The sequence below is a fragment of the Rhodoplanes tepidamans genome, assembly GCF_030813915.1.
In the GTDB taxonomy this organism is placed as follows: domain Bacteria; phylum Pseudomonadota; class Alphaproteobacteria; order Rhizobiales; family Xanthobacteraceae; genus Rhodoplanes; species Rhodoplanes tepidamans.
Window position 1 is genome coordinate 336,244 of the sequence record NZ_JAUSUJ010000003.1, and the last position, 22,177, is coordinate 358,420.

Annotated in this window: 12 protein-coding genes; 1 reads left to right on the forward strand and 11 read right to left on the reverse strand. The window is 69.3% G+C overall.

The features are described 5' to 3' along the window. The 11 genes from J2S22_RS05820 to J2S22_RS05870 form a co-directional block, all read right to left on the reverse strand. Positions 1–1,989: a DUF2341 domain-containing protein gene (locus tag J2S22_RS05820; protein ID WP_272777862.1), complete on the reverse strand. Its 1,989-nt coding sequence runs from the start codon at positions 1,987–1,989 to the stop codon at positions 1–3. Positions 1,990–2,077: 88 nt separating this feature from the next. Continuing rightward, positions 2,078–3,802, reverse strand: a complete 1,725-nt coding sequence (locus tag J2S22_RS05825) for a ShlB/FhaC/HecB family hemolysin secretion/activation protein (protein ID WP_272777861.1) — start codon at positions 3,800–3,802, stop codon at positions 2,078–2,080. A 292-nt stretch (positions 3,803–4,094) separates the two neighbouring features. After that, the gene (locus J2S22_RS05830) at positions 4,095–5,069 is read right to left on the reverse strand and encodes a FecR family protein (RefSeq protein WP_272777860.1); all 975 of its coding nucleotides are present in this window, start codon (positions 5,067–5,069) and stop codon (positions 4,095–4,097) included. Between the two features lie 42 nt (positions 5,070–5,111). Beyond that, entirely contained in the window at positions 5,112–5,675 is a 564-nt protein-coding gene (locus J2S22_RS05835) for an RNA polymerase sigma factor (protein WP_272777859.1), read from the reverse strand. A 132-nt stretch (positions 5,676–5,807) separates the two neighbouring features. After that, positions 5,808–6,509 (reverse strand): energy transducer TonB, encoded by a 702-nt coding sequence (locus J2S22_RS05840; RefSeq protein WP_272777858.1) that lies wholly within the window; start codon positions 6,507–6,509, stop codon positions 5,808–5,810. A 23-nt stretch (positions 6,510–6,532) separates the two neighbouring features. After that, entirely contained in the window at positions 6,533–7,336 is an 804-nt protein-coding gene (locus J2S22_RS05845; protein ID WP_272777857.1) for an STN domain-containing protein, read from the reverse strand. Positions 7,337–7,608: 272 nt separating this feature from the next. Beyond that, positions 7,609–8,061, reverse strand: coding sequence for a hypothetical protein (locus J2S22_RS05850; RefSeq protein WP_272777856.1), 453 nt, complete (start codon positions 8,059–8,061; stop codon positions 7,609–7,611). A 191-nt stretch (positions 8,062–8,252) separates the two neighbouring features. Continuing rightward, a complete protein-coding gene (locus J2S22_RS05855) occupies positions 8,253–19,136 on the reverse strand; it encodes a filamentous hemagglutinin family protein (protein ID WP_272777855.1) in 10,884 nt (3,627 codons plus the stop codon). A 114-nt stretch (positions 19,137–19,250) separates the two neighbouring features. After that, the gene (locus tag J2S22_RS05860; protein WP_272777854.1) at positions 19,251–20,216 is read right to left on the reverse strand and encodes a FecR family protein; all 966 of its coding nucleotides are present in this window, start codon (positions 20,214–20,216) and stop codon (positions 19,251–19,253) included. Positions 20,217–20,278: 62 nt separating this feature from the next. Then, positions 20,279–20,809 carry an RNA polymerase sigma factor gene (locus tag J2S22_RS05865; protein WP_272777853.1) on the reverse strand — a complete coding sequence of 177 codons (531 nt, stop codon included), beginning with the start codon at positions 20,807–20,809 and terminating at the stop codon, positions 20,279–20,281. After that, positions 20,809–21,486, reverse strand: a complete 678-nt coding sequence (locus J2S22_RS05870; protein WP_272777852.1) for a TonB family protein — start codon at positions 21,484–21,486, stop codon at positions 20,809–20,811. The genes J2S22_RS05865 and J2S22_RS05870 overlap by 1 nt, the downstream gene beginning before the upstream one ends. A gap of 406 nt (positions 21,487–21,892) precedes the next feature. Between J2S22_RS05870 and J2S22_RS05875 the strand changes: the two genes are divergently transcribed. Beyond that, on the forward strand, positions 21,893–22,153 hold the full coding sequence (locus tag J2S22_RS05875) for a hypothetical protein (RefSeq protein ID WP_272777851.1): 261 nt from the start codon (positions 21,893–21,895) through the stop codon (positions 22,151–22,153). Positions 22,154–22,177: the final 24 nt, after the last annotated feature.

Consider the following 22,177-nt stretch of genomic DNA (forward strand, 5'->3'; position numbering starts at 1 on the left):
TCACTCCGCCGCGATGGCGCGCGCATGATCGGCACCGTCGGCCCGATACGCCTCGCCCATCTTCGTGACGTACTCGTCCACGAAGACCTGCATGTCGGCGTTCAGGTTCTGGATCTGGGTGATCAGGTAGTTGTAGCCGAACAGCGCCGGGATCGCGACGACGAGGCCGGCGACGGTGGCGACCAGGGCCGCCGCGATGCCGGGCGCGATGGCGTTGATGTTGACGTCGCCGCTCGCCGCGATCGCCGCGAACGTGATCATCACGCCGACCACGGTGCCGAGGAGGCCGAGGAACGGTCCGCCCGAGATGGCGATGGTGAGGATCACCATCAGCCGGCTGAGCCGCTGCGACTCACGCACCAGCGTGGCGTCGAGCGTCGCCCGGATGGCGGCGAGCGAGGCGCCCTTGAGCTTACGCTTCTGCCCGTCGGTGAAGCGGTGCTTCAGCTCGGCGACACCGACGTGATAGAGCCGGTAAAGCGAGGCGTTGCGCAGCATCTTGGCGTCGGACGGCTTGAACCGCCCGCCGAGGCTCGACACGTCGTCCGGATCGCCGTCGTCGATCGCCGTGATGTCGGCGGAGAGCTCCCGGAAGGCCGCCATGAAGCGGGCGTTCGCCTTGGCCTGCCGGGCCAGATAGGACGCCTTGTCGATCATCACGACCCAGCTGATCACCGCCATCACCCCGAGGAGCGCGATGACGACCCAGCCGTCGATCGTGACCGAGCGCAGGATCACGGCGAAGTAGCCGGTGAACCAGCTCGCCGTCTCCTCGTCGGGCGCGAAGCCGATCAGCTTGCCGACGTCGCCGCCCTGCCCGATCGCCTGCACCCGGACGAAGCCGGCGGGACGCGCCACCTTGGCGATCTGCAGCTCGTCGATGTCGCCGGCGAAGGTCGACATGACGACCGGCACGGACACCGGCACTGGCGCGACCACCGGATCGACCGGCGTCGCCCCGGGCTCGGCCGAGGACGCCGGTGGGGTTGAAGCTCCGGCGCCCTCGGCCGCTGCACCGTCGACACCCGACGAGGGGGACACCTCGAGCGGTGCCGACGATGGGGGCGGCGTCACCGGTCGCGCGCTGTCGCCGCCGACCGTCGCGGCCGCGCTCAGCGCAGGCGTGGCGGCGGCGAGCACGCCGTAGGGCTGACCGTCCAGCACCACCGACATCTGCGTCCCGCTCGACACCACGGCGATGTGGCGCCAGGCGTTGGGCGCGATCGGAGCCGCGGTCGCACTGCGGTCGGTGACGCCGTCGCGCGTCACCTCGACGAAGGGTGCTCCGTTGTCGAGACCGATCACCAGCGCGTTGCGGCCGTCGCGGCGCGCGTACAGGACCGCGTTGGGCTGCGGCGCCGCCATCTTCACCCAGGTGGACCAGGTGAACGGCGCGGCGTCGGCCAGCGCCAGCGAGGGATTGCCGGGCAGCGTCAGCGGCGTGCGGCCGTCGAGCCGCAGACCGGTGCCGATCATCGCCCCGTCGGCCGGCTGGCCGGCGCTCTGGGCGTGGTTCGCCCAGGGCGAGGAGTCCTGCGCCGGCGTGCCGCGCTCGCCGAAGTGATAGACCAGCACGGAATCGGGATCGTAGGTCGTCTTGGCGTCGGCGACCGAGACCGCCTTCTTGTTCCCGTAGTAGAGCCACAGGTCGCTCTTGGCGCCCGGCGCCACGTTCGGCACCTGCACCCAGACCAGCGCCTCGCCGAGCAGCGAGTCGTATTTCTCGACGTGATGCTTGAGCGGCGTCTTGTCGTCGCCGGCGACGAAGCGCAGATCCGCCCCGTCCTCCTTGGCGACGGCGAAGCGGAAGTTGCCCACGTGCAGCCGCACCAGGACCGGAACCGTGCCGACCGGCTCGACGACGTTGGCGCCGGAGGGACTGGTGTCGAGCGTGATCTTCTTGCGCATCGACCATTCGTCGTTCCACCACGCCTGTGCGGCGCCGGCAGGCCAGAGCGCCGCCGCCGCGAGCCCGATCGCCAGAGCCATGGCGACGCTGCGGAAGGCGTGACACGAGGCCGCTCCGGGCCGGCGCCGCACGCGTGATACAAGGCCGAGAGTCATCGAAGCGGTCCCTTCAGAATTCGCCCCAGAAGCGGAACAGCACACGGGGGTTGTTCGCGGTCGTGTAGGTCTGGCCGATCACCGGCATGGCGTAGGCGACCGACCCGTTGAAGTAGTCGAACACGCGGAACCGCGTGCCGAACCCGTAGCTGGCGAGATCGAACTGCTGCTGCTGCTCGGGCAGCGGCTCGTGGATTCGAACGAAGCCGGCGTCGCCGAAGGCGAACAGGCGCAGCTCGTTCACCATCGTGATGTCGAACGGCTTGGGCGGCGGCGCCGGCGGCTTGAACGTCTCGCGGAACCAGCCGGCGATGTCGGGCGTGCGCAGCTCGACCGTGCCGGCGACGCCGTAGTCGCCGACCGTCTCGGACTCGAGATAGCCCCGCACCGTGTCCAGCCCGCCGAGGCTGAACTGCTCGCTCGACACCAGCGGCTGGTCGGAGATCTGGCCCTGGACCTTGCCGTAGGCCTGGAAGCGGCCAGGCAGGTCGAAGGTCTGGGTGAGGTCGCCCTTCAGCACCGTGAAGGCGGCGGTCGCCTTGTATCGCTTGATGTCGAAGGTGTCGTAGTCGCTGCCGAGGCCGCGGAAGCCGTACACGAGGCCGGCGCCGAGCTGGGTCAGCGAGTTCTCGCGCTGCCAGGTCGCGTTGTAGTTGACGGAGCCCGGCCAATAGGTGACCGGCGAGGAGGATTGGACGCCGCCGAGCTCCGTGGTCTGATCGAAGTGCTTGTAGTCGATGCCGGCCGAGAGCGTGTGGAAGAAGTTCTCGAACCCGGGCAGCGTGATGACGGCCCGGCTGCCGAGGATTTCGCCGGGGCCGACCACGTTGATGCCCCCGATCGTGGCGACGCTGCTCTTCGATTTCACGCCGTAGAACAGCAGGTTGAACCGGTCCGTGAAGGTCGGCCGCCAGAGGTAGGAGCCGGAGAAGACCTCGACCTGATCGGGCGCCTGCGGCGCCACCTGATAAGTGAAGCTGGCGGAGTGCCCGAGCTGCCAGAGATTGTCGTAACGGACCGTCGCCGTGGTCCGCAGCGGCCGCGTGTTCGGGCTCTGCCGGTTGTTGACCTCGACCGTGGCGTGGAGCGGAAGCTTGTCCTCGACATTGAGGTCGATGTCGACGGTCCCGGGCGAGACGCCGGCCCGCAGCGCCGGCGTCACCCGGCGGTCGGGCCACTGGTTCAGGCGGACGATGTCGCGGCTGATGTCGTTGAAGTTCGGCAGCTTGCCTTCCTGCACGGACGGCGCCGTGCGCTTGATCCGGTCGATGTCGAAGAACCGCGATCCGTTCACCCGGAGCTGGCCGACCTTCTGCTCCGTCACCTTCAGCACGACGACGCCACCCGCCGGCTCCTCGGTCAGGATCGCGACGCCGACGGTCTGGAGACCCCGGTCGTGATAGGCTTTCTCGAGCGCGGCCCGCGCCTTCTCCACGTCGGCTCCGCTCTTTCCGGAGCCGGTGAAGGGATAGAGAACCTCCTCGATGTCGATCTGCGCCAGCGCGTCGGCGCCGCGGATCTCGAACTCGTCGATGTCGAAACGGGCCGGCCGCTTGCTCTCCGGGCTCGTCGCCGCCGGCGGCTCGGGGCCTCGCTCCGGCGCCGCGATTGCCGGCGGGCAGGCCGCGAGCGCCGCGGCGAGCGCCGTCGCGACCTCGATCGCGCGCCGCTCGGTTCGCCCGGGCTGACCGGCGGATTTTTGGACGCGACGGCTCGCTCGTAGACCACCGGACAACATGCACCTCCTTCCGGACACGGCGGTGAGACGCGCCCGGATCCCTGCTTCCGAATCACAGACGCGCCGGAGGGAGGAGTTACGAATCTCTAAAATTTTGATCGCCGTCGGCCGGCACCGGACGCCGTAGCGATGTCGCACCGGCGCGGCGCAGAAGACGCCCCACCGATGCGGTGCGCGAACGCGCGTCCACCGGGCCGGGCCCCGACCATCTGGTGAAGCAGGGGAGACGACGAGCCGCGACGGCGCGCCACGGGCGGCCCCCGCGGTGTCGATCGCCAGGCGCAGACGTCCGTCAGCCGATCAGCACGAGGCCGCCGGGAAGCTCCGTGACGGAGACGCCGAACACGTCGCGGATCTGGGCCGGGATCAGGTCGAGGCGATCGATGTGGAACGATGCGTTGACCAGACGGCCGCCGAGCTCGGATCGCGTCACCAGAATGCGGCCCGGCCGATAGCGGTTCACCTCGTCGATCACCTCGGCGAGCGGACGATTCTTGAAGACGAGGAGTCCGTTCGTCCACGCCGTCGCGGTCTCGACGTCGGCCGGAGCGGCGGAGTCGAGCCCATCGGCCGAGTAGCGTGCCTGCTGGCCGCGCAACAGCCGCAGGCGACGGCTGCCGTGATGGATCACGACGTCACCCTCCAGGCACACGACGCTCGCGGTCTGACCGTCGAGCCGGGCGCTGAACTCCGCCTCGCCGGCGACGACACGGCCGTGGCCGGCCACCAGCTCGACCGCCTCGCCGGCGCCGGCCCGGCAGGTCACGATCGCCTCGCCGGCGACAAGGGAGAGCCGGTGGGGCGAGGTCCGCACAGCGACGCTGCTCTGGGTGTTGAGGTGAACCGACACGTCGTCGGACAGCACGATCCGCCGACGCTCGCCTTTGGCCGTGCGGTAGTCCGCCGCGAGCTCGTCGAAGGATGGCCACAGGCCGAGCGGCGGATTGCGGCCGAGAACCGCCACGGCGGCGACCGAGGCGGCGACGGAGCCGACCAGCAGGGCGCGTCGGCCGAGCACCGCCGGCCGACGTGCCGGCGCCGCGGTGGCCGGCGCAGCGCCGGCTGCACGGGCGGCATCGCCCAGGAGCTTCCAGGTGCGGACCGCGTCACGGAACGCCGCCTCGTGATCGGGATGCGCCGCGCGCCACGCCGTGAGGCGGTCGGCATCCGCGACGGTCGCCGTGCCCGACGTGAGACGGACGACCCAGTCGAGGGCCTCGCGCTTCAGGGGATCGTGATCCAGGAAGGTGTGGTCGCTGTCCGTCACGGCCCGCCGCTTTCGTGCCGGGTCGCGCCCTTCGCTCCGGCTCTACTCAGAAGACGCGTCTCGGGGCCGCGGACCGAATCGACGTTTCCATTTTCGTCCGAGTCGCGCCGCACAATGCTCGACGGCGGACTTCAGCTCGATCTCGATGGTCCGCACCGAGACGCCGAACCGCTCCGCCAGATCGCGGTGCGACACGTCGCCCACCCGGGCGGCGACCAGAATATCACGCCGGCGTTGCGGCAGTTCGGCGATCGCGCGCTTCAGTGCCTCGACGTCGGAACGCGCCTCGATGGTCCGGTACGGGTCCGGTGAATCATCGGGCAGGGCCAATAGAGAATCGACCTCGTCGTCAGTCAAGCGACGGCTTTCGGCGCGGCGGCCGTCGATCGCCACGTTGAGCGCGATCCTGAGCAGATAGGCCTTCGGGCTGCGCATCGGCCCGATGTCGCCGATCCGCTCCAGGCGCAGGAAGGTCTCCTGGAGGGCTTCGCGGGCGAGCTCCATCGAGCCGAGCCGCTGCGCGAGCTGCCGACCGAGATCATGATAGTGCTCGACGAGCAACTCACGGAGGATCGCTCGGTTGGTCTCCGGAGACGCGATCTGCATGCTCTCCCGGACCCCGAAGGTCCGCCCTCACCCGACGCTGGGATAGGCCCCATTCTCGACAGCCATGTGACATGCTCGTGTCACATGAAGTCGTGCCGGATGGACGGAGTACGGCCGCACCGCCGCTCCCGCTCAGAGCCGGCGGGCGTCCGCCCCGGTGCGCGACAGGGCGAACTCGACCGGCAGCAGCACGTCGAGCCGATCCGGGAAACCCTGCGGAATCGGCGGCAGCGGGGCGGCGCGCCGGATCGTGTCCATGGCGGCGGAATCGAGCGCCGCGTGGCCCGAGCTGGAGACGACCCGGACGTCGAGAACCGTGCCGTCGCGATCGACCTCGAACCTGACCTGGACGGTTCCCTGCAGACGCTGCCGCCGCGCCGAATCCGGGTAGCGGCGGAACCGCCCGATATGGGTCTCCAGGCTCGCCTGATAGGACGACGCGGCGGCGCCGAGGCCGGGATCGTCGACCAGCGCATCGGTCGCGGCCCTGCCACTGACCCGCGGCAGATCGACATAGGGTCGCGGCGCCGGCGCCGCGGCGGGTTCGGCGGCGTCTTGCGCGGGGGCGTGCGCCGGCGGCGGCACCGTCTCGGCGGTCTCGGCCGGCGTCGGATTGCGGGGAGCCGGTGCAGTCGTGGCCGACGGCTGCGGATCGATCAGCGTGACCCGAACGCCGTCCCCGCGCCGGCCGGCGACGCGGTCGCCGGTGACGGCGAGCGTCCAGACCAGCAGGACGATGCCGGCGACAGCCAGCACCGACAGGCCGGCGCCGACCAGGAGCACGCGCGCCGAGCGGTCGGGCTCCTCCTCCCCGGGCAGGGGCCAGATCGGCACCGGCGCCTGCTCCGGCCGGCGTCTCATAGGCCCCGCACGCTGATCTTGACGTTGATCGGGTTGGGCATCGCCGGCGGCGGCGGCTGGCTGACCACCAGCCCCCGCAGCGCCTTGGAGATGGCCGCGTCGTAGCGGTCGTCGCCCGTGGTGTCGACCAGCTCCATCCGGCGCACGACGCGGGACGGATCGACCCACAGCCGGAGGCTCGCCACGTAGGGACCGGCGCGCGTCATCGGATCGCGCTTCAGCGCCTGCTCGATGTCGGATCGCAGCACCATGTCGTAGGCGCGCAGCTTGCCGTCGTCGTTCTCCTCGACGACCCGCATGGTCCGCAGCACGAGCTGCGGCGCGCCGAGCGCGCGACGCGACGGGAGCTCGCTCGCATCGGCGGCGACCGGCCGCACCAGGGTCACGGCCTTCGGGCCGACGAAACGCGCCGTGAGATCGGTCCCGTCGATAAGGGCGGCGAGGGCCGCTTCCACCGTGGCGGTGCGGCGAAGCCCCGGCGACAGCATGCCGTGCGCCAGCCGGCTTTCATACAGGACCTGCACGCCGGTGACGCGGCTGAACTCGTCGAGCGCCGTCGCCAGCGGCTGCAAGGGGATGTCGAAGCGCACGAGGCCGCCGGCCGCGCGGCGGTCCGGCTCCGCCGCGGCCGCGGCCGCGGAGGCACCGAACGTCGAGACGCCCATGGCCGCCGCGACCACGAGGGCGTCGGGCGCGAGCGCGAGACCCGCCAGCGCCCGAACGACGAGCAGGCCCCAGGCCGTCAGCGGCAGCACCGCCGCCCGGCCCCAGGTCTTCGTCCGCGTCGTTCCACCCACCACGTCACCCCGTCGTGCTACCACCCGCCTCACCGTGCCCCGGCCGGTGACGCGGCCGTAAGCGCCGTTCGCGGATGCACCCTCGCATCCCCGGCTGCGTCGCCATCACGAGTGGCCCCTCACCTCCGGACAGGACACCAGGGTCCGCCAGGAGCCCCTTGCATGCGCCGGCCTCACGTCACCTTACCGTCACGCGGCTCCCGCCGCGCCGATGATGATGGCGCCGCACCGAACCGCATCTGGGACGCCGCCCCTCGGCCATCGCCAGCGGATCGTCACGGCCCCGTTCCGATCGCAAACCGCAGGTTCAGCGGCTGCAGCATCTCGGGTGGCGGTGCCCCGCCGACATTGCCTCGCTGCAGGATTGTCCTCAGGTCGGCATCCGCCCGGGCATCCGGAAGCGGCGGAAAGGACACCCGCTCCACCGACCCGTCCGGGTTCACCCAGGCCCGCACGACGACGGAAGCGGGCGGCCCGCCCGCCTGACCGGCCCGGTCCTTCACGTAGCTGCGGAAGCGCCCCGCGACCTCGTCATCGGCCGCGACCCATTCCTCGAACCGCACCTTCACCAGCTGGGCGAATTGCGTCCACGATGCGGGGGCCTGGTCGCCGGCCTGGTAGGCGGCGCCCTGGGCAGCCGCGGAATGGCCCCCCGGCAGCGCCAGCACGGTCATCACCAGACCCTGCCAGGCACGCGCCATGAACGATCGGCGAATCGGGACGGCCATCGACGGCACTCAATGACGGACGATGATCACATTGGACACGGCGAACACATAGGTAGGCGATTATTACTAGACGTAACGGTTCTGTCTTTCACGCCTGTGACACACGCGTTGATCGCAAGGCAACCGCGCCACCCGCCTTGGCGAGCAGGGGCACCGCCTGCCCCCCCCCGCATCGCTCCAGCACCTCGGCGTCACAGCCGGCCGCGCTCCTCCGCCCGCAGCCGCAGCCGCTCCTCCTCGGTCAGCGGGCCGACGCCGATGATCTGCACCGGGCCGGCCGGATCGTAGACCGGCGCCGGGCCGCTCCGCCGATCCCTCCTGCGCTCGTCCAAGTCGCCCTCTTCCGGGCTGCGCATCTGGCCATCGCCGCCGCCGTAGCCGAGGATCTCGACGATGATGACCGAGGGGCGGTCGCCGGTCGCCTGCTGGGTCGCGGCGGCGGCCGCCTCCGCGGCGGTCTTGTCCTTGGTCTCGACGGTGAGCGGGGCGACCTTGGTGTCCTCCTTGGGCACGCCCTTGGTCTCGCCGGACACCTTGATGTTGTCCATGTTGAGGACGAAGCGCGCCGCCACCGTGAAGTCGCCCGAGACCCGGATGCCGGCGTCGCCGGCGTTGACCGTGCCCTGCGGCGCGATCAGATCGACGTCGCCGGGCTCGACGCCAGTGTAGCCTTCGATGGTGCCGATGCCGGAGCCGGAGATGTCGGCGCGCTCCGTCACGCGGGTGACGCCGTCGGCGTCGGTATCGACCACGGGCGCGGACGGCACGCGCTGGGTCTTGGCGCCGCGGCCGGCGTCGATGTCCCCTTCGGTCGACCACATGACGATGCCGCCACCCGAGAAGGTGAGGACGCGCGACTGGTTCACCACGATATCGTCCTGCGCGAAGACATTGATGTGGCCGTAGCCGAGCGTCACCAGCCCGTAGCCCGATTCGACCGCCTGGTTGAGCGCCGCCACCTGAAAGCCGCCGCCGGGGGTGAGGACATGGATGTCGCCGCCCGCCATGGTGCGGACGAGGGCGTTGTCGAACTTCACGTCGCCGCTCCACGAGTCGCCGGGGAAAAGCGTTTCGATCGCCGTATAGCCGCGGTTGTAGCCGCCGCTGGCGAGGCCGCCGGTCTGGTCGCGGCCGGCGGCACGCAGCTCCTGGAAATAGACGCTGCGGATAAACTGCTGCCGCGTCAGCGCCGGCAGGGTCTGGAAGCGCGCCCAGGCATCGAGCGGCGACAGCGTCTCGCCGGTCACCTCCTCGACGAAGGAGACGAGCCCCTGACGCGATCGATGCGTCGCGCCGCCGACGCTGGTTTCGTAGGCGTCGGTGAGATAGAGCGGCACCACGACGCCGTTCACCGTGGTGGTGAGCCAGCTCGCCATCGACGACACGTTGGTAGGATCGAGATAGGCGGCCGCGAAGGCGTCGTAGCCGACCGCGGCGTTGATGCCGGCCATCAGGGTGACGCTGGCGCCTCGCGCCGGCAAGCCCTTGATCTCCGAGTTCAAGATCGGAGTGTTGGTCGTGTAGTCGAAAGCGCGGTTGCCGGTGCTGTAGATCGGCAGAACGGGGGCATAAATCTCGCGCCCTGCGGATAGCAACAGCGACCCGGGCCCTTGTATTTCATTGCCGTAGACTGTGGGCAAGATCGCCGGGCCGATGATGTCGTTGCCGGCCTCGAGCAGGCTGACGTCGGTGGCGTGGATGTTGCGCAAATGGAAGTTCAGGTTGCGGATATCCGTGCCGGCCCTGAACCAGGTCTGCTCGCTGGTCGCCACACCTGAAAAATTCGCTTCGACTGCGAGCAAGCTCTTGAAGTCGATGGATCCGGCCAACGCATAGATGCGGCTGGGCTCGTAATCATCCGCGAGTTCGAGAACGTCCGGGTTTCCGCCCCCGTAAATGGCGTACGCCGAACGTGTCAGGTCGTTCAGCAAGAGCCAATCCGGATCATTGGTGGCATTGTTGCTGTGGATGGTTGCGAACGGCTTGAACGGAGACGGCATCGCCGTCGTCAATGCTCGCCCCATCACGATGGCGCCAGTCACCACGTTCTCGGCGGCGAGGATACGAAGCTCGGTACTCGAGCTCGGCATCATCGATATGTAGCCCCTATTTTCCACCGAGCCATTGAGGGCTGTGATCCGGGTCTTGGCGGGATAGCGATCAGTGTGTCTGGTCGCGTTGGACCTCGAATTCGGATTGACGAGAACGATGTCCCCACCGATCGACAGCAGATCGATTGCGGTATCGACGGTGTAGCCACTCATGTAGGCGCCGAAGCTCGCGTTGGCGAGCAGCGGATCGGCAACCGTTTGCACCACCATGTTTGCGGACGTCGTGACATTTATCGTTGCGTCGTCGAGCGCCAGCAGTGGAGCAAGCCCGAACGTGTTGGCCGTGCCGCCGGAGCCGGTTCCGACACCCAGCTCGTTCGCACGGATGTCGGCACTGCCGCGGCCCACGTAATACTGGCCGCCACGGATCGCGCCGCCGGCGCTCACCGTCAGGGCGCCGCCGTTGTCGGTTTCCAGGATCTTGCTGTCGGGCGTGACCGTCCCGCCGTGTACGCGGCCCGTGGTCGCAAGCGCCACCACGAGGTTGCCGATGTCGCCGCCGGCTTTTACGGCAACATTGCCACCGCCGAGCGCCCCCACGCCCTGCCGGAAGCCGCCATAGTTGACCCACCAGCTCGACTGGCCGCCGGCCGCGGTCGAGAACAGACCAGTGGTCGCATTCATCGTCCCGGTTCGGCTCAGCCAGTTGACAAAGGACAGATTTTCAGTCGATGCGATGTCGACGGCGATGCTGCCGCCGGCGGCCACGGACAGGTTGCCGCCTTCGATACCATAGACGGCGCCGACCTTGGGTGTGAAGTCCGAATAGACGGTGGTGTCCGCCCGACCGGCGGTATAGATCGCGGCGGCGTAGTCAGTGAGACGAATGTCGCGACCGGCGGCGATGTCGATGTCGCCGCTACCGGTGCGAATGAGATAGCCGTGCGTCGCGTCGCCGACGATCAGCGACCCCTTGCTCGCAGGCAGTGCCTCTGTCCTCTGGAGGGCGACCGCGCTGGCTGACTGGAGATCCGCACCGGCCACGAGCCGCAGGTCCCAGGACTTCGTATTGAGCAGCGTGCCCGTTGTCGTAGCGGTCGAGAATCCGTCGCTGATGCTGCCGTTGATGTTGAGATTGCCGCCTGCCCGCAGTGTCAGCCCGCCTTCACGAGCCGAAATGAAGGTGTTGTAAAGATCGATGTTGGAGCCGAGCGTCAGATCGCCGGAGCTTCTAATGTCAATTCCTGCCATCACCGCGATGCCGGGACTGATGGTGGCGGCGATGGCGGGCGCCGCTGCCATGAAGGTACCGGCATCGCCGACCGCCGCCGACCACACCTGCTCGACCGTGCCGGTGGCGCTGGCGTCGTAGACGGCGACGCCTTCCAGCATCGACGAGCGCGAGCCGACGATGGCGACGATCAGGTCTTCGACGGCGACGCCGTCGTGGGTCGCGGTCTGCACGGCGCGGAAGCGCACCTTGCCGCCGTCTCCACCCGAAACGTCGATGGTGCCGCCGCGGATGTCGAGCGAACCGCCGCTCGCCTCCAGGGTGACGCGGCCGCTGCCGATGCCATCGGTCGTGTCGGTGGCGCCGGCCACCAGCACGGTGCTGCTCGTCATCACCAGGCCGTTGCCGGCCGAGATCGAGATCGTGCCGCCATAGGTCGCGCGCGCATCGACGCTGCCGGTGATGGTGACGGAACCCGCGTCGGCCACCAGCACGAACTCCTCCGCCACCGTCGCGCCATCCAGTGTCACGTCACCCTCGCGTATACGGAACTGGCGCGAGGCGGTGAAGCCGGCGCTGTCGAGAGCCCGGTTGAGGCCGGAGAAGCTCGTGAGGGTGAGCGTGTCGAGCGCGAATGTGCCGCCGGCCTCGCCCGCCGCCGCATGCGCGTCGATCGTACCCAGAAGCGACACGTTTCCGCCCGAGGAGGTGAGCGACAAGGTGCCGGCGGCTCCGCCATCCGTCCCGCCAGCGAGGTTCAGGGTCGCGCCCGACGCGAGCAGCAGGTCGCCGCCGATCGCGGTCAGCGCGATCGTTCCGGCGTCGCCGTACTCGGCCACGTCGTAGAAGGTCTTCGACACCGCCCCGACGTCGATCACCGTCCCATCCGCCAACGTCAGGGCGCCGCCGGTCGCCGCCACATTGGCCGCGCCGCCCTGCGCCACGATGGTGCCGGCGACAAGCACGTTGCCGCCGGTGAGCGAGACGATCGACCCGAGACTGTCGGCGGCCGACAGCGTGGTGTTGCCGCCGGTCGAGACCAGGCTCAGCGCACCGGTGGTCGTCACCGCCTGGTTGGCGGCGTTGCGCCCGGTCAGCACCGGCGTCGCCAGCGTCACCGCCGCGGCGCCGGCATCGAGCGAGCCCTTGCCCTCGCCGACGATGCCGTTGGCGCCGGTCAGCGTCACTGTCGCGAACCCACGCAACGCCTTGGCGCCGGCGCCGAGGATCAACTCGTCGGCACCAATCGCCAGGCTGCCGCTGCCGGTGCCGGTCGGCTCGGCAAAGTCGCTCCCGGTGTTGGCGAGCGTGATGGTGTTGCCCGTGATGGCGATGGCGTGGTCGCCGTATCCGACCAAGCCGGCACCGTCGAGCGTCACCGCGGTCAGGCCGGTCAGGTCGAGGCCGGTGTAGAAGTCGAAGGTGGTGTAGCTGCGCAGAGTCAGGTTCTGCGCGGTGGCGAGCTGCGTCAGGCTCGCCTGGTCGAGCACCAGGCCGCTGCCGCCGCCGAAGCCGATGCGTCCGGAGGCCAGCGACAGGTTGTCGGCGATCAAGCTGGCGCTCGCCGCCATGGTGACACCGGCCGCGTTGGTGGCGTCGATCAGCACCGAGCGGCCGCGCAGGACCGCGCCGGCCCCGATCGTGATGGTTCCGGCGGCGACGCTGCTGTCGGCATTGGTGCGCGTCACCATAACCGCGCCGCCGCTCGACACCCGGATGAGTGAACCGAAATCCTGGGTGCCGGACTGCGGATCGACGATCAGGATCGCGCTGCTCTCGGTCGAGCCGGCCGCCGTCACCACGCTGCCGTCGGCGACGATGATCGATCCCGTTGCCGCCAGCACGGCCTCGGGCGCCGACAATTCGCTGCCGGCGTCGTTGCGCACCACGATGTCGCTCGCCGTCACGGTGAGATGCAGGCCGTCGGTGCCCTCGGTGCGGGTGCCGCCGATCAGCAGGCTGCCGCCGAAGGCGGTCAGGCTGTCGGCGTCGAGCAGCAGATAGCCGGAAAGATCGCCGGTCGCGACGCCCGTGCCGACGATTGCGATCTTGCTGCCTGTGATGTCGACCAGGCCGCTGAGACCGTCGCGTTCACCCTGCGCCTCGAGGCTGCCGTCGAGCACCAGGGTCCGGCTGGCATTGAACACCACCGACCCGCCGTCCATCGGCAGCCGCGGCGTCGCCACCCGGACGCCGGTCAGGCGGTAGATGGTGGTCTTGAACGCGTCGGAGGCGAAGTAGGTGTTGGCGGTGGCTTCGTTATAATCGGAGTAACTGCGGACCACCTCGCCGGACATGATCCGGACGGTCGACGACAGGACGTCGCTGGTGCCGGTGTAGACATTGCCAAGCTTGCCGGACATCAGCACGGTGCCGTCGGCCAGCGTCACCGACTTGGCGATCGCCTTGCCGGCACTGCCATCGACCAACTGGATGGCGTAGGCGCCCGGCAGCAGCGCATAGCGCGCCGGCAGCAGCGTGTACCAGCCGGCCACGAGGCCGTTGCCGCCGTCGAGCCAGATGCGCTGGCCGCTCGACGTCGCCGCCGACGCCTGCGACGGCAGGATCGCGTACATGCCGCTCATCGCCAGGACGTCGTGCGAGCCGCCGGTGCCGGCGACGAATTCCCAGGCCAGGAGGTCGCCGCCGCCGGAAATGTCCACCATGGCGCCGCTGCTGACGCCGACGGTCGACCCGTTCAGCGTGATCGTCTTCTCGGGCAGGCCGGTGATGGTCGTCGCCGTGCCGCTGCCGCTATCGACCTGCCACTGCTCGCCGTTGAGCAACGTGCCGTAGAGCGCCGTCAGCCCGGCGCCCGACACCGAGGTGACGCTGCCGGCCCCGAGGGTGAGATCGTCCGCCGTGAGCGTGATCGCGCCGAACGGCGCCACCAGCGTGCCGTTCTGCGCGATCATCGGCGCTTCGAGCGTCAGCGAGCCTGCCACCGACAGCGGCAATGGAGCTCGGATTGGCGCGCCCGTTCCGTCCAACGCCTTATTCACGATGATCGTCCTGCCAGCTTGTATGCTCTGGCTCGCCTGGGTCAGCGGATAGATCTGGGCCGCGGTCATGATGATGTCGCCGGGCGCATAGATGCTCGCCCCCGCTCCGTTGTAACCTCCCTCCAACTGAAGGTCGGATGATGCGGTGAGGTTAACGACGTCGTAGCCTGCAAACCCAATGCTGCCCTTGATCGCGATGACACTGGCGTCGATGTCGAGAACAGCGGAACCGCTTTGTTGAGGCGTGGCGCTTCCTGCCCCGATCAGCCTGACGTATCCAGCAGACAGCTTTGTCGCACCGCTTGCTGCGGTGCCGATGATGCTTGCATTGAGCGTGATCAAGTCGGCGGCCGGCAACGATGCGCCTGATCCGAAGTTGATCGCCCCACCGTTCGTCTGGAGGCTGATGCTGCTGAACCCCGCATGCTCGAGCAGGCGTGTATCGAACGCCGCTCGATTCATGTAATTGTAAGTGCCGGTGGTGGGATTGATCGCCGCCAAATTGACCTTGTTGACAATGGTGACATTCAGACTGCTGTTATTTTTTGGGACCAAGTCACCGGTCATGATCCCGAGCAGCAGCTTGAACACAGGATCGGTGATGCCGAGGCTGGCAGACCCGCCGGTTCCTCCCTCACCCACCGAAAGCGTCATGGTCTTCGCCGAGTTGACCAGCAATGTCCGGAACGGGTTCAGCAGACCGCTGGTCAGTCTCGCCGCAGCAAATGTCGCGCCCGCCGCGCCACCGTATGCCGTGGGATTGGCGTCGTAGGCGGTCGCCGCCGCCGCAAGATCCTCGGCGCTTGCATTTGCGAACAGGTTCGTCAGGTACACATTGCCCAAGCTGGCTGTGGGGCCACCCGGCGTTGTGGTGCCGTAGAAGGAGCCGACGCCGCTCGCCCCGACATGTGCCGAAAGCGTGGTACCGTCGGTGCCGGATTTCCCTGCGGAGAATGAGAATCTGCCGTTCGTCGCACCGACGCCTCCGTCCGCCCTGACGATGTGGTCGGCGTCCTCGGTGAGATCGAAGAAATTCGCAGTGATGCTCAGAAAGCCGCCGTCGCTCCCCAGCGTCACCGCCTCAGCAACGCGACCACCGACATCGATCACCCCGGAGGCGCCCGACACGTCAATTAGACTGCCGGCACCTATCTCGACGCCCGGAGCGTCGAGCACCACAGTTCCCCCGTCCAAAACGTCGCCGATACGACGCTGCCCCTGACCTGCGTAGATGATCGGGACACCGCGGGCGAGCAGGGCCGCACCATCGCCGAGGACGATCTCCCCTGCCGGTGAGAACAGGTGGATGTTTCCCGCCGGGGCCTCGATGGTGCCGCTCAGCCTGATGTTGGCGCCCCCAATGCCAACACTGCCAAGGACATCGGTAACGAGAGAGGCCTCATGGCCAAACACAACACTCTGACCCGCGGTCAGGTCGACGCTTGTGCCCGGCATACCCGCACGCCGCCAAAGCGGCAGCACAGTAGGGCTCGCGACATCAAGGATGTGACTTCCCGACGCAACCGAGAAGTAGTTGCTGCCCAAGAGGTCGATGCTGACCGGCACTTGCGAGAGGTGAGCACCCTCGGGCACCTCAATGCCCTGAGTGGTCTCGATCGAAAGCAAGCGGAAGCCGCGGTCTGAATAAAGCGCATCGCCGATGTGCATCACGGCAGCATCGGATGGCGTGCCACCACCGAGCTGCACCTGGGCAGGGGTCGTAAGCTCGAGACTTCCACCAGCGCCTGCCGCATAGGCGCTAAGATCGAGGTTGCCCAAGCTCTCGCCGTCGATGCCGCGCAGTGTTATGCTGCCACCGTCACCTGCCGTCGCACCGATCTCGCCGTTGTGCACAGCAATAAAACCGCCACCCGAAACATCGATGCGCGCGCCGGCCGCCACGTCGAACATCCCGGCTTCAACGCGGACCGAGCCGCCGTCGACGCGCCGGTTCAGCGTGATGAAACGATCGCTGACCTCGTTGATCCATTGTCCTGATACGTCGATGCTGGCTTTGGAGCCGATCTTGATATTATCGATATCCCCGATCAGGTGGACGCTACCGCCAGCAATGCGGATGCTGCCATTGACCGTGTAGTGGACATCCGTAGCGGCACCCGAGTTGGCGTTAGCCGTAAATGCCGCTCCCGAATCGAGCTCGAGACGCGTGCCCTCCGTCAGCTCGAAGCCCGTGCGCAGATTGAGTTCGATCGTGCCCAGCTGTGACGCCGCCAGCAGGTCGCTGTCCAGCCGCAGCGTGGTGGTCTGGGTAGCGGAATCGTAGAACTCACGCAGATTGCTAAGATCCTCTGCGAGCAACAGAGGTGAGTTCGAGATGACCACGTTGTCGGGAAGCCACATGCGGTTCGAGTTGCTCGCGTCGCCGATGGTCAGCGTGCCGGCTGCGGCCGTCGTGCCCTTGGCGGCCTGGCGTTCGCCGACCACGGTGCCGCCCGCGTATCCGCCCTCCAGCACGATGGCCTCGCCGGCCCAGATCTGGATCGCGCCGGCGGCGCGGCCCTCGGTATAGCCGGCTTCGTAGCGGCTTTCCGCCCGGCGCAGCCGCGATGAATAGACCTCTGTGATGCGCCAGTGCGCGTGATCGACGGTCGTATCACCGGCGAAGCCGACATAGACCCGGTCCGGCGTCGCGTCGGCGATATCGTAGATCCTGCCGTCCGCCCCGACCAGCTTGGTGGTGTTGACCCAGCCGCCCGTGTAGGTGATCGAGCCGCCGGCGACGTCGAGCACCGAGCCGGCGCGGGTGATCACCGAGCCGCCCGACTTCAGGACGATGCTGCCGCCCACGGTCGACAGCTCGCCCAGCGTCGTCGTCGAGGTGCCGAGCCAGGCGGAGACGTTGGCGAGCGGCGTGCCGACCCATTTGCCGGTCTCGCCCTCGATCCACTCGACGCCGGCCATGACGCCGTCGGTGAAGATGCCGCTCTCGCGCCTGTCGACATAGATGGTCTCGCCGCGCAGCCACGAATCCCGATAGAGGGCTGAATCCGCCAGCTCGGCGATGCGCAGCTCGACCGCGACGACATTGCTCTCCATCGACAGCGTGACGCCGATCAATCCGGCCGTGCTGAGATAAGCGTTCTCGGCAATGGTGATCAGGCTGCCGTCGGCGACCCCGCCGTTCACGCCGTTGGGTTCGTCCGGTGCCGTCGGCTGGGCGCTCGCCACCACGCTGATGCTGCCGGCCGGCACCACCACGCCGGCGTTCGATTCCACCGTGATCTCGTAGCCGCGCAGTTCGACCCGGCCGGGCTCGTAGCGGGTCGACAGCGAACTCAGCTCGATGGTCGAGGTGTCGCCGAGATCGGGCTCGACCAGAATGATGCTACCTTCCGAGAGCGTCAGGGTGCCCGCTCTCCAGCTCGATGCCGACGGATCGCCGTCCGTGCTGTATGCAAGCGACCCTTGCGACCACGCCTGCAGACGCACTGAGCCGCCTTGGTTGTTGAGCGCGGTGTTGGCATAAATGAGCCCACTCTGAGCGATGTCGCGCCCCTGAAAGGTGATGTCGCCGCGGAGCGATGACACGATGCCCGTGTTGGCTACGCTGTAACCGACATCGGCTGCGCGCTGATCCATGCCCGGCAGGATCGAATTGACCAAATCGGTTTGAAACGCATACTGCCAGTCACTCGGCTCGCCGAGGAGCACCTGTGTCACCCAGTTGCGGGAAAACAACCAGGGCATCGGAGCCGAGACGGCAACGTCGAAGCCGCGAACGTCGAGCGACGGATAGAGAGAGACCTGCTCGCCGGCCGCCAGTATCACTTGGCCGTCGATTGCCCTGACAGTACCGGCGTTGATGACGTGGGGTGCGAACAACATAGCCTTGCCGCCGGCCGCCGTCTCGATGACCGCGCCGGACTCGACGCGGACGTCGCCGGGAGGATTTCCCGGAACGAAGGCCGGTTTCGATTGGGCGGCAGCACTTTGCCAGTAATCCAGAAGGGATCCGTGCTCACCGAAGGTCGGCAACGCGACAGTGTCGGCTCCGCCCAGTACGAAGTCAGCCTTTGCAACCAAGGTCGTACCGATGCCGGCCATGAACTGCGCATTCGACAGGCTCAGCGACGAGGCGACCAGCGTGTGTACGTTGACCTGGCTCGATCCGCCGAAGATGATGCCGTTCCGGTTGATGACGTAGACCTGCCCCTCGGCCTTGATGGTGCCCAGGATCTTGCTCGGCGCCGCGGTCGGGTCGAGCACGCGGTTGAGCGCGATCCAATTGGCGACATTGCTGCCGCCGGCGGTCTGGTTGAAATACAGATCGGTCTCGCGGCCGACATTGAAGCTCTCCCAGGTCAGGATCGCCTTGGATTCGGTCTGCTTCACCTCGACCTGGGTGCGGCCGCCCGAGGTGGTCGTCTGGGTCGGCAGGTTGGCGCCCTGCCACAGGCCCACGCCGCCGTCGGTGGCGCTCGGCACCGCCCCCGGCGCGACCACCAGGCCGCCGGCGCCGAGCCCGTTCGGCACCGTGCCGGCCGCCGCCTGCGCGGCCGCCCGCGCCGCCGCCTGGGCGTCGCGCATGGCGCGCAGCGACGTGTTGACCCGCGTCATCGCCTGCGCCGCGGCCGTCTGGGCCGCCTGTGCCGATGCCGTGGCGGCGGTCGCCGCCGCCGCGGCCGCCGTGCCGGAGGTCGAGCGCATCGCCCGCATGTCGGCCGTGGCCGCCCCGGTCGAGGCCGCGAGGGCGGCGGCGCTTGCTCCGGCGAGCAGGATCGCGCGCGCACGACCCCGGATTGTTCCGCACTGACCGATCGACACCGGCATGGCTCCCGTCACGACTGTTCCGGCCGGCGAACCGCGCCGGCATCCCGTTCCAGCCATGAGACGACCGCTGCGGGCCGGCGGCTAACCGGGCCCGCGATTTTTTTAACGATCGATTCAGATCAGCAGCACGACGCCGCCCGGCAGGGTGCGGACGCCGGCGCCCAGCACGCTGCCCGCATAGGCGATCACGTCGTCGATCCGTCCGAGCTCGAGCCGGGCCGACACCCGCCGCGCCGCGAGCTCGGCGTCGAGCAGGACGATGCGGCCCGGCCGATAGCGGTTCACCTCGTCGACGATCCGGGCGAACGGCTCGTCGTGGAAGATCAGGAGTCCGCGCCGCCACGCCGTCACGGTGGCGGCATCGACCGCGGCGGCGGCGTCGCTCCCCTCCTCCGTGTAGGCGAGCTGCCGTCCCGCGGTCACCGGCGCGGTGTGGCCGGCGCACTCCACCCGAACGCCTCCGGCCAGGCAGGTGACCACCACCCGGGCGGCGTCCCGGCGGACGTTGAACACAGCATCGGTCGCGACGATGCGGCCGGCGCCGGCGACGACGGTCAGCGGCACGGCGTGGGCGGCGGCGATCTCCGCCTCGCCGGCGATCAGCTCGATGCCGAGCCCGCTGTCGGCCGGCCGCCGCACGATGCTGGTGCGCGTGTTCATCTCGACCGAGACGCCCTCCGCCAGCGCCACCGAGCGCTGCTCGCCGGTGCCGGTGCGGAAATCGGCCCGGAGATCCGACAGGGAGGGCCAGAGATCGAGGGGCGGCCGCACCGCCAGGCCGACGACGGCCGCAGCGGCCGCGAGACCGCCGCCGGCGAGCAGCGCCCGGCGGCCGAGCAGCACCGGACGGGTCGGCGCCATCAGCATCGCCCGGTCCGCCGGGGTCGCCGCCGTCGCGGCCGCGGCCGCCGCCGTCTCCCAGGCCCGCAGGGCGGAGCGATAGGCTGCCGCATGGGCCGGGCTCTGTGCGCGCCACGCCTCCAGGGCGCGCAGATCGGCGAGGGTCGCACGTCCGGAGGTCGCCCGGACCAGGAGGTCGAGCGCGGCACGTTGCAGCCTGTCGGGAGGGGTCGTGGTCATGATCCGGTGATCAGGGAGGCGCGTGCCTCTCTCTACAGAGACGGTTTCGGCCGGGCGATCGCTCACCGGTCCTCCGACGATTTTTGATCGTCCGGCGACTGTCCGAGCCGCGCGGCGCAGTGCTGGACGGCACGCCGCAGCTCCTTCTGGACCATGGTCCGCGAAATGCCGAGCCGGGACGCGATGGTGTCGTGGCTCAGGCCGTCGACCCGGGCGGCGATCAGGATCGCCCGCCGGCGCGGCGACAGCTCCGCCATCGCCTTCTTCAGCGCCTCGACCTCGAGCCGTGCCTCCATCTCGCGGGCGAGGTCGGGGGGATCGGCCCGCCCGATGGTGGCCAGCACCTCGGCCCGGGTCGCGAGCCGCCGCTCGGCGCGACGCCGGTCGGTGGCGAGATTGAGGGCGACCCGGAAGATGTAGGATTCGGGCTGCCGGATCGCTCCGGCCGTCTCGCCCTGCTCGAGCCGGAGCCATGTCTCCTGCAGCACGTCCTCGGCGAGATCGCGCCCGAGCAGGCGGGCGAGCCGCGCCCGGACGTGCTCGTATCGCGACACGATGGTCTCGCGCAGCGTGGCCGGGCGGGTCTCGGACATCATCTCACCAGCGATGCCTCGGACCGGCAGCCCGCCGCCCCGCCCCGGCCCGGCTCGACCGCCACGGTGACGGGCTGCGGCATGCCGGCGGGCGGCGGATCGAAGCGCGCCGCCGTCACCACCCGGGCGACCGCGCGGTCGCGTGCGTCGTCGCCGGACGAGCCGATCACCCGCAGGCGGACGATCCGGCCGGCCGGATCGAGCCAGTACTGCAGGACGACCCGGTAGCCGGGCTGCCGGGTGGCGGCGTCCCGGCACAGCGCCGCGACCAGGCCGGACTGGGCGTGGCCGTAATAGACGTGGGCCGCCTGCTTGGCGCGCAGAAGCCCCGGATCCGTGACCGCCTCGCGCGACGGCGCGATGGCGATCGTGCCGGTCGCGATCACCCGGGGCACCAGGCCCGACCCGGCGAGCAGGCGGCGCAGGGCGGCGTCGCGATCGAGGACGCCGGCCACCGCGCCGGAGCGGCGGTTGGCCACCAGGGCGGTCTCGTACAGAATCTGGACGCCGGTGGCGGCGCCGAACGCATCGAGCGCCCGGTCGAGATCCTGCGCCGGAATGTCGAAGGAGAGCTCGGGTCCGATGCGCGATCCCGCGTCGCTCGCCACGGCAGGCGTCAGCCCGAGCGACAGCGCCACGATCGCTGCGACCGCCGGCCGCCCTCGACCCCCGAACACGCGTCCCCCCCCCGAGGAGCCGTCCATATCCTCGTCCGACGACCGGTGACCGCTGCCGCCGGGCTCGGGCACCGTCGCGGCGCCGTATCCGCGGCAACGGCGCACCACGCCAGACCGGACGGCGCCGGCCTGCGCCTCGTCGGCATTCTGTCGAGATAGGCGCCGAACGTCACAGGTTCACGACAGATGGAACAGGCCGCCCTCCGCACCGCCGAGTGCGACCGGCCGGCCGCACGCCCGACCTGTCGCCGGGGCCGGCGTCTCGATCCCGGCAACCGGAGCGACCGCCGGCGTTTACGGTCGCGAAGGCATGTCGTGCGCTCGCAGTCGGTTAACCAGCTCCGGAAAGCGCGGCCTAAGGTCTCCGGCCTATACCTCCCGTCGACAGGGGACGGGAGACGGAACAATGCGAACCATCACGGCCATCGCCCTCGTGCTCGCCGGCGTCGCGCTGTCGGCGCCGGCGCGGGCCGACGAGGCGGCGACGTTCGCGGCGCGCTGGCCGGACGCCGCGCTGCGCGAGGCGACCGACTTCGAGGCGGCGCGCCTGATCGCCACCGTGCTGCGCACCGATCTCGCGCCGGTGATCAAGGCGCGGCTGCTCGCCCGGTTCGAGCCGCCCGTGCAGTGCAGCATCGCCGCGTGCGAGCTGCCGGCGCTGCGCTGATCACGACCGCGTCCCCGCCGGGCT

What these genes read in the sequence shown, in the direction of transcription:
- J2S22_RS05820 (WP_272777862.1), bottom strand. Translation starts at nt 1,989, where the DNA reads ATGGCTCTGGCGATCGGGCTCGCGGCGGCGGCGCTCTGGCCTGCCGGC.
- J2S22_RS05825 (WP_272777861.1), bottom strand. Translation starts at nt 3,802, where the DNA reads ATGTTGTCCGGTGGTCTACGAGCGAGCCGTCGCGTCCAAAAATCCGCC.
- J2S22_RS05835 (WP_272777859.1), bottom strand. Translation starts at nt 5,675, where the DNA reads ATGCAGATCGCGTCTCCGGAGACCAACCGAGCGATCCTCCGTGAGTTG.
- J2S22_RS05850 (WP_272777856.1), bottom strand. Translation starts at nt 8,061, where the DNA reads ATGGCCGTCCCGATTCGCCGATCGTTCATGGCGCGTGCCTGGCAGGGT.
- J2S22_RS05855 (WP_272777855.1), bottom strand. Translation starts at nt 19,136, where the DNA reads ATGCCGGTGTCGATCGGTCAGTGCGGAACAATCCGGGGTCGTGCGCGC.
- J2S22_RS05860 (WP_272777854.1), bottom strand. Translation starts at nt 20,216, where the DNA reads ATGACCACGACCCCTCCCGACAGGCTGCAACGTGCCGCGCTCGACCTC.
- J2S22_RS05865 (WP_272777853.1), bottom strand. Translation starts at nt 20,809, where the DNA reads ATGTCCGAGACCCGCCCGGCCACGCTGCGCGAGACCATCGTGTCGCGA.
- J2S22_RS05875 (WP_272777851.1), top strand. Translation starts at nt 21,893, where the DNA reads ATGCGAACCATCACGGCCATCGCCCTCGTGCTCGCCGGCGTCGCGCTG.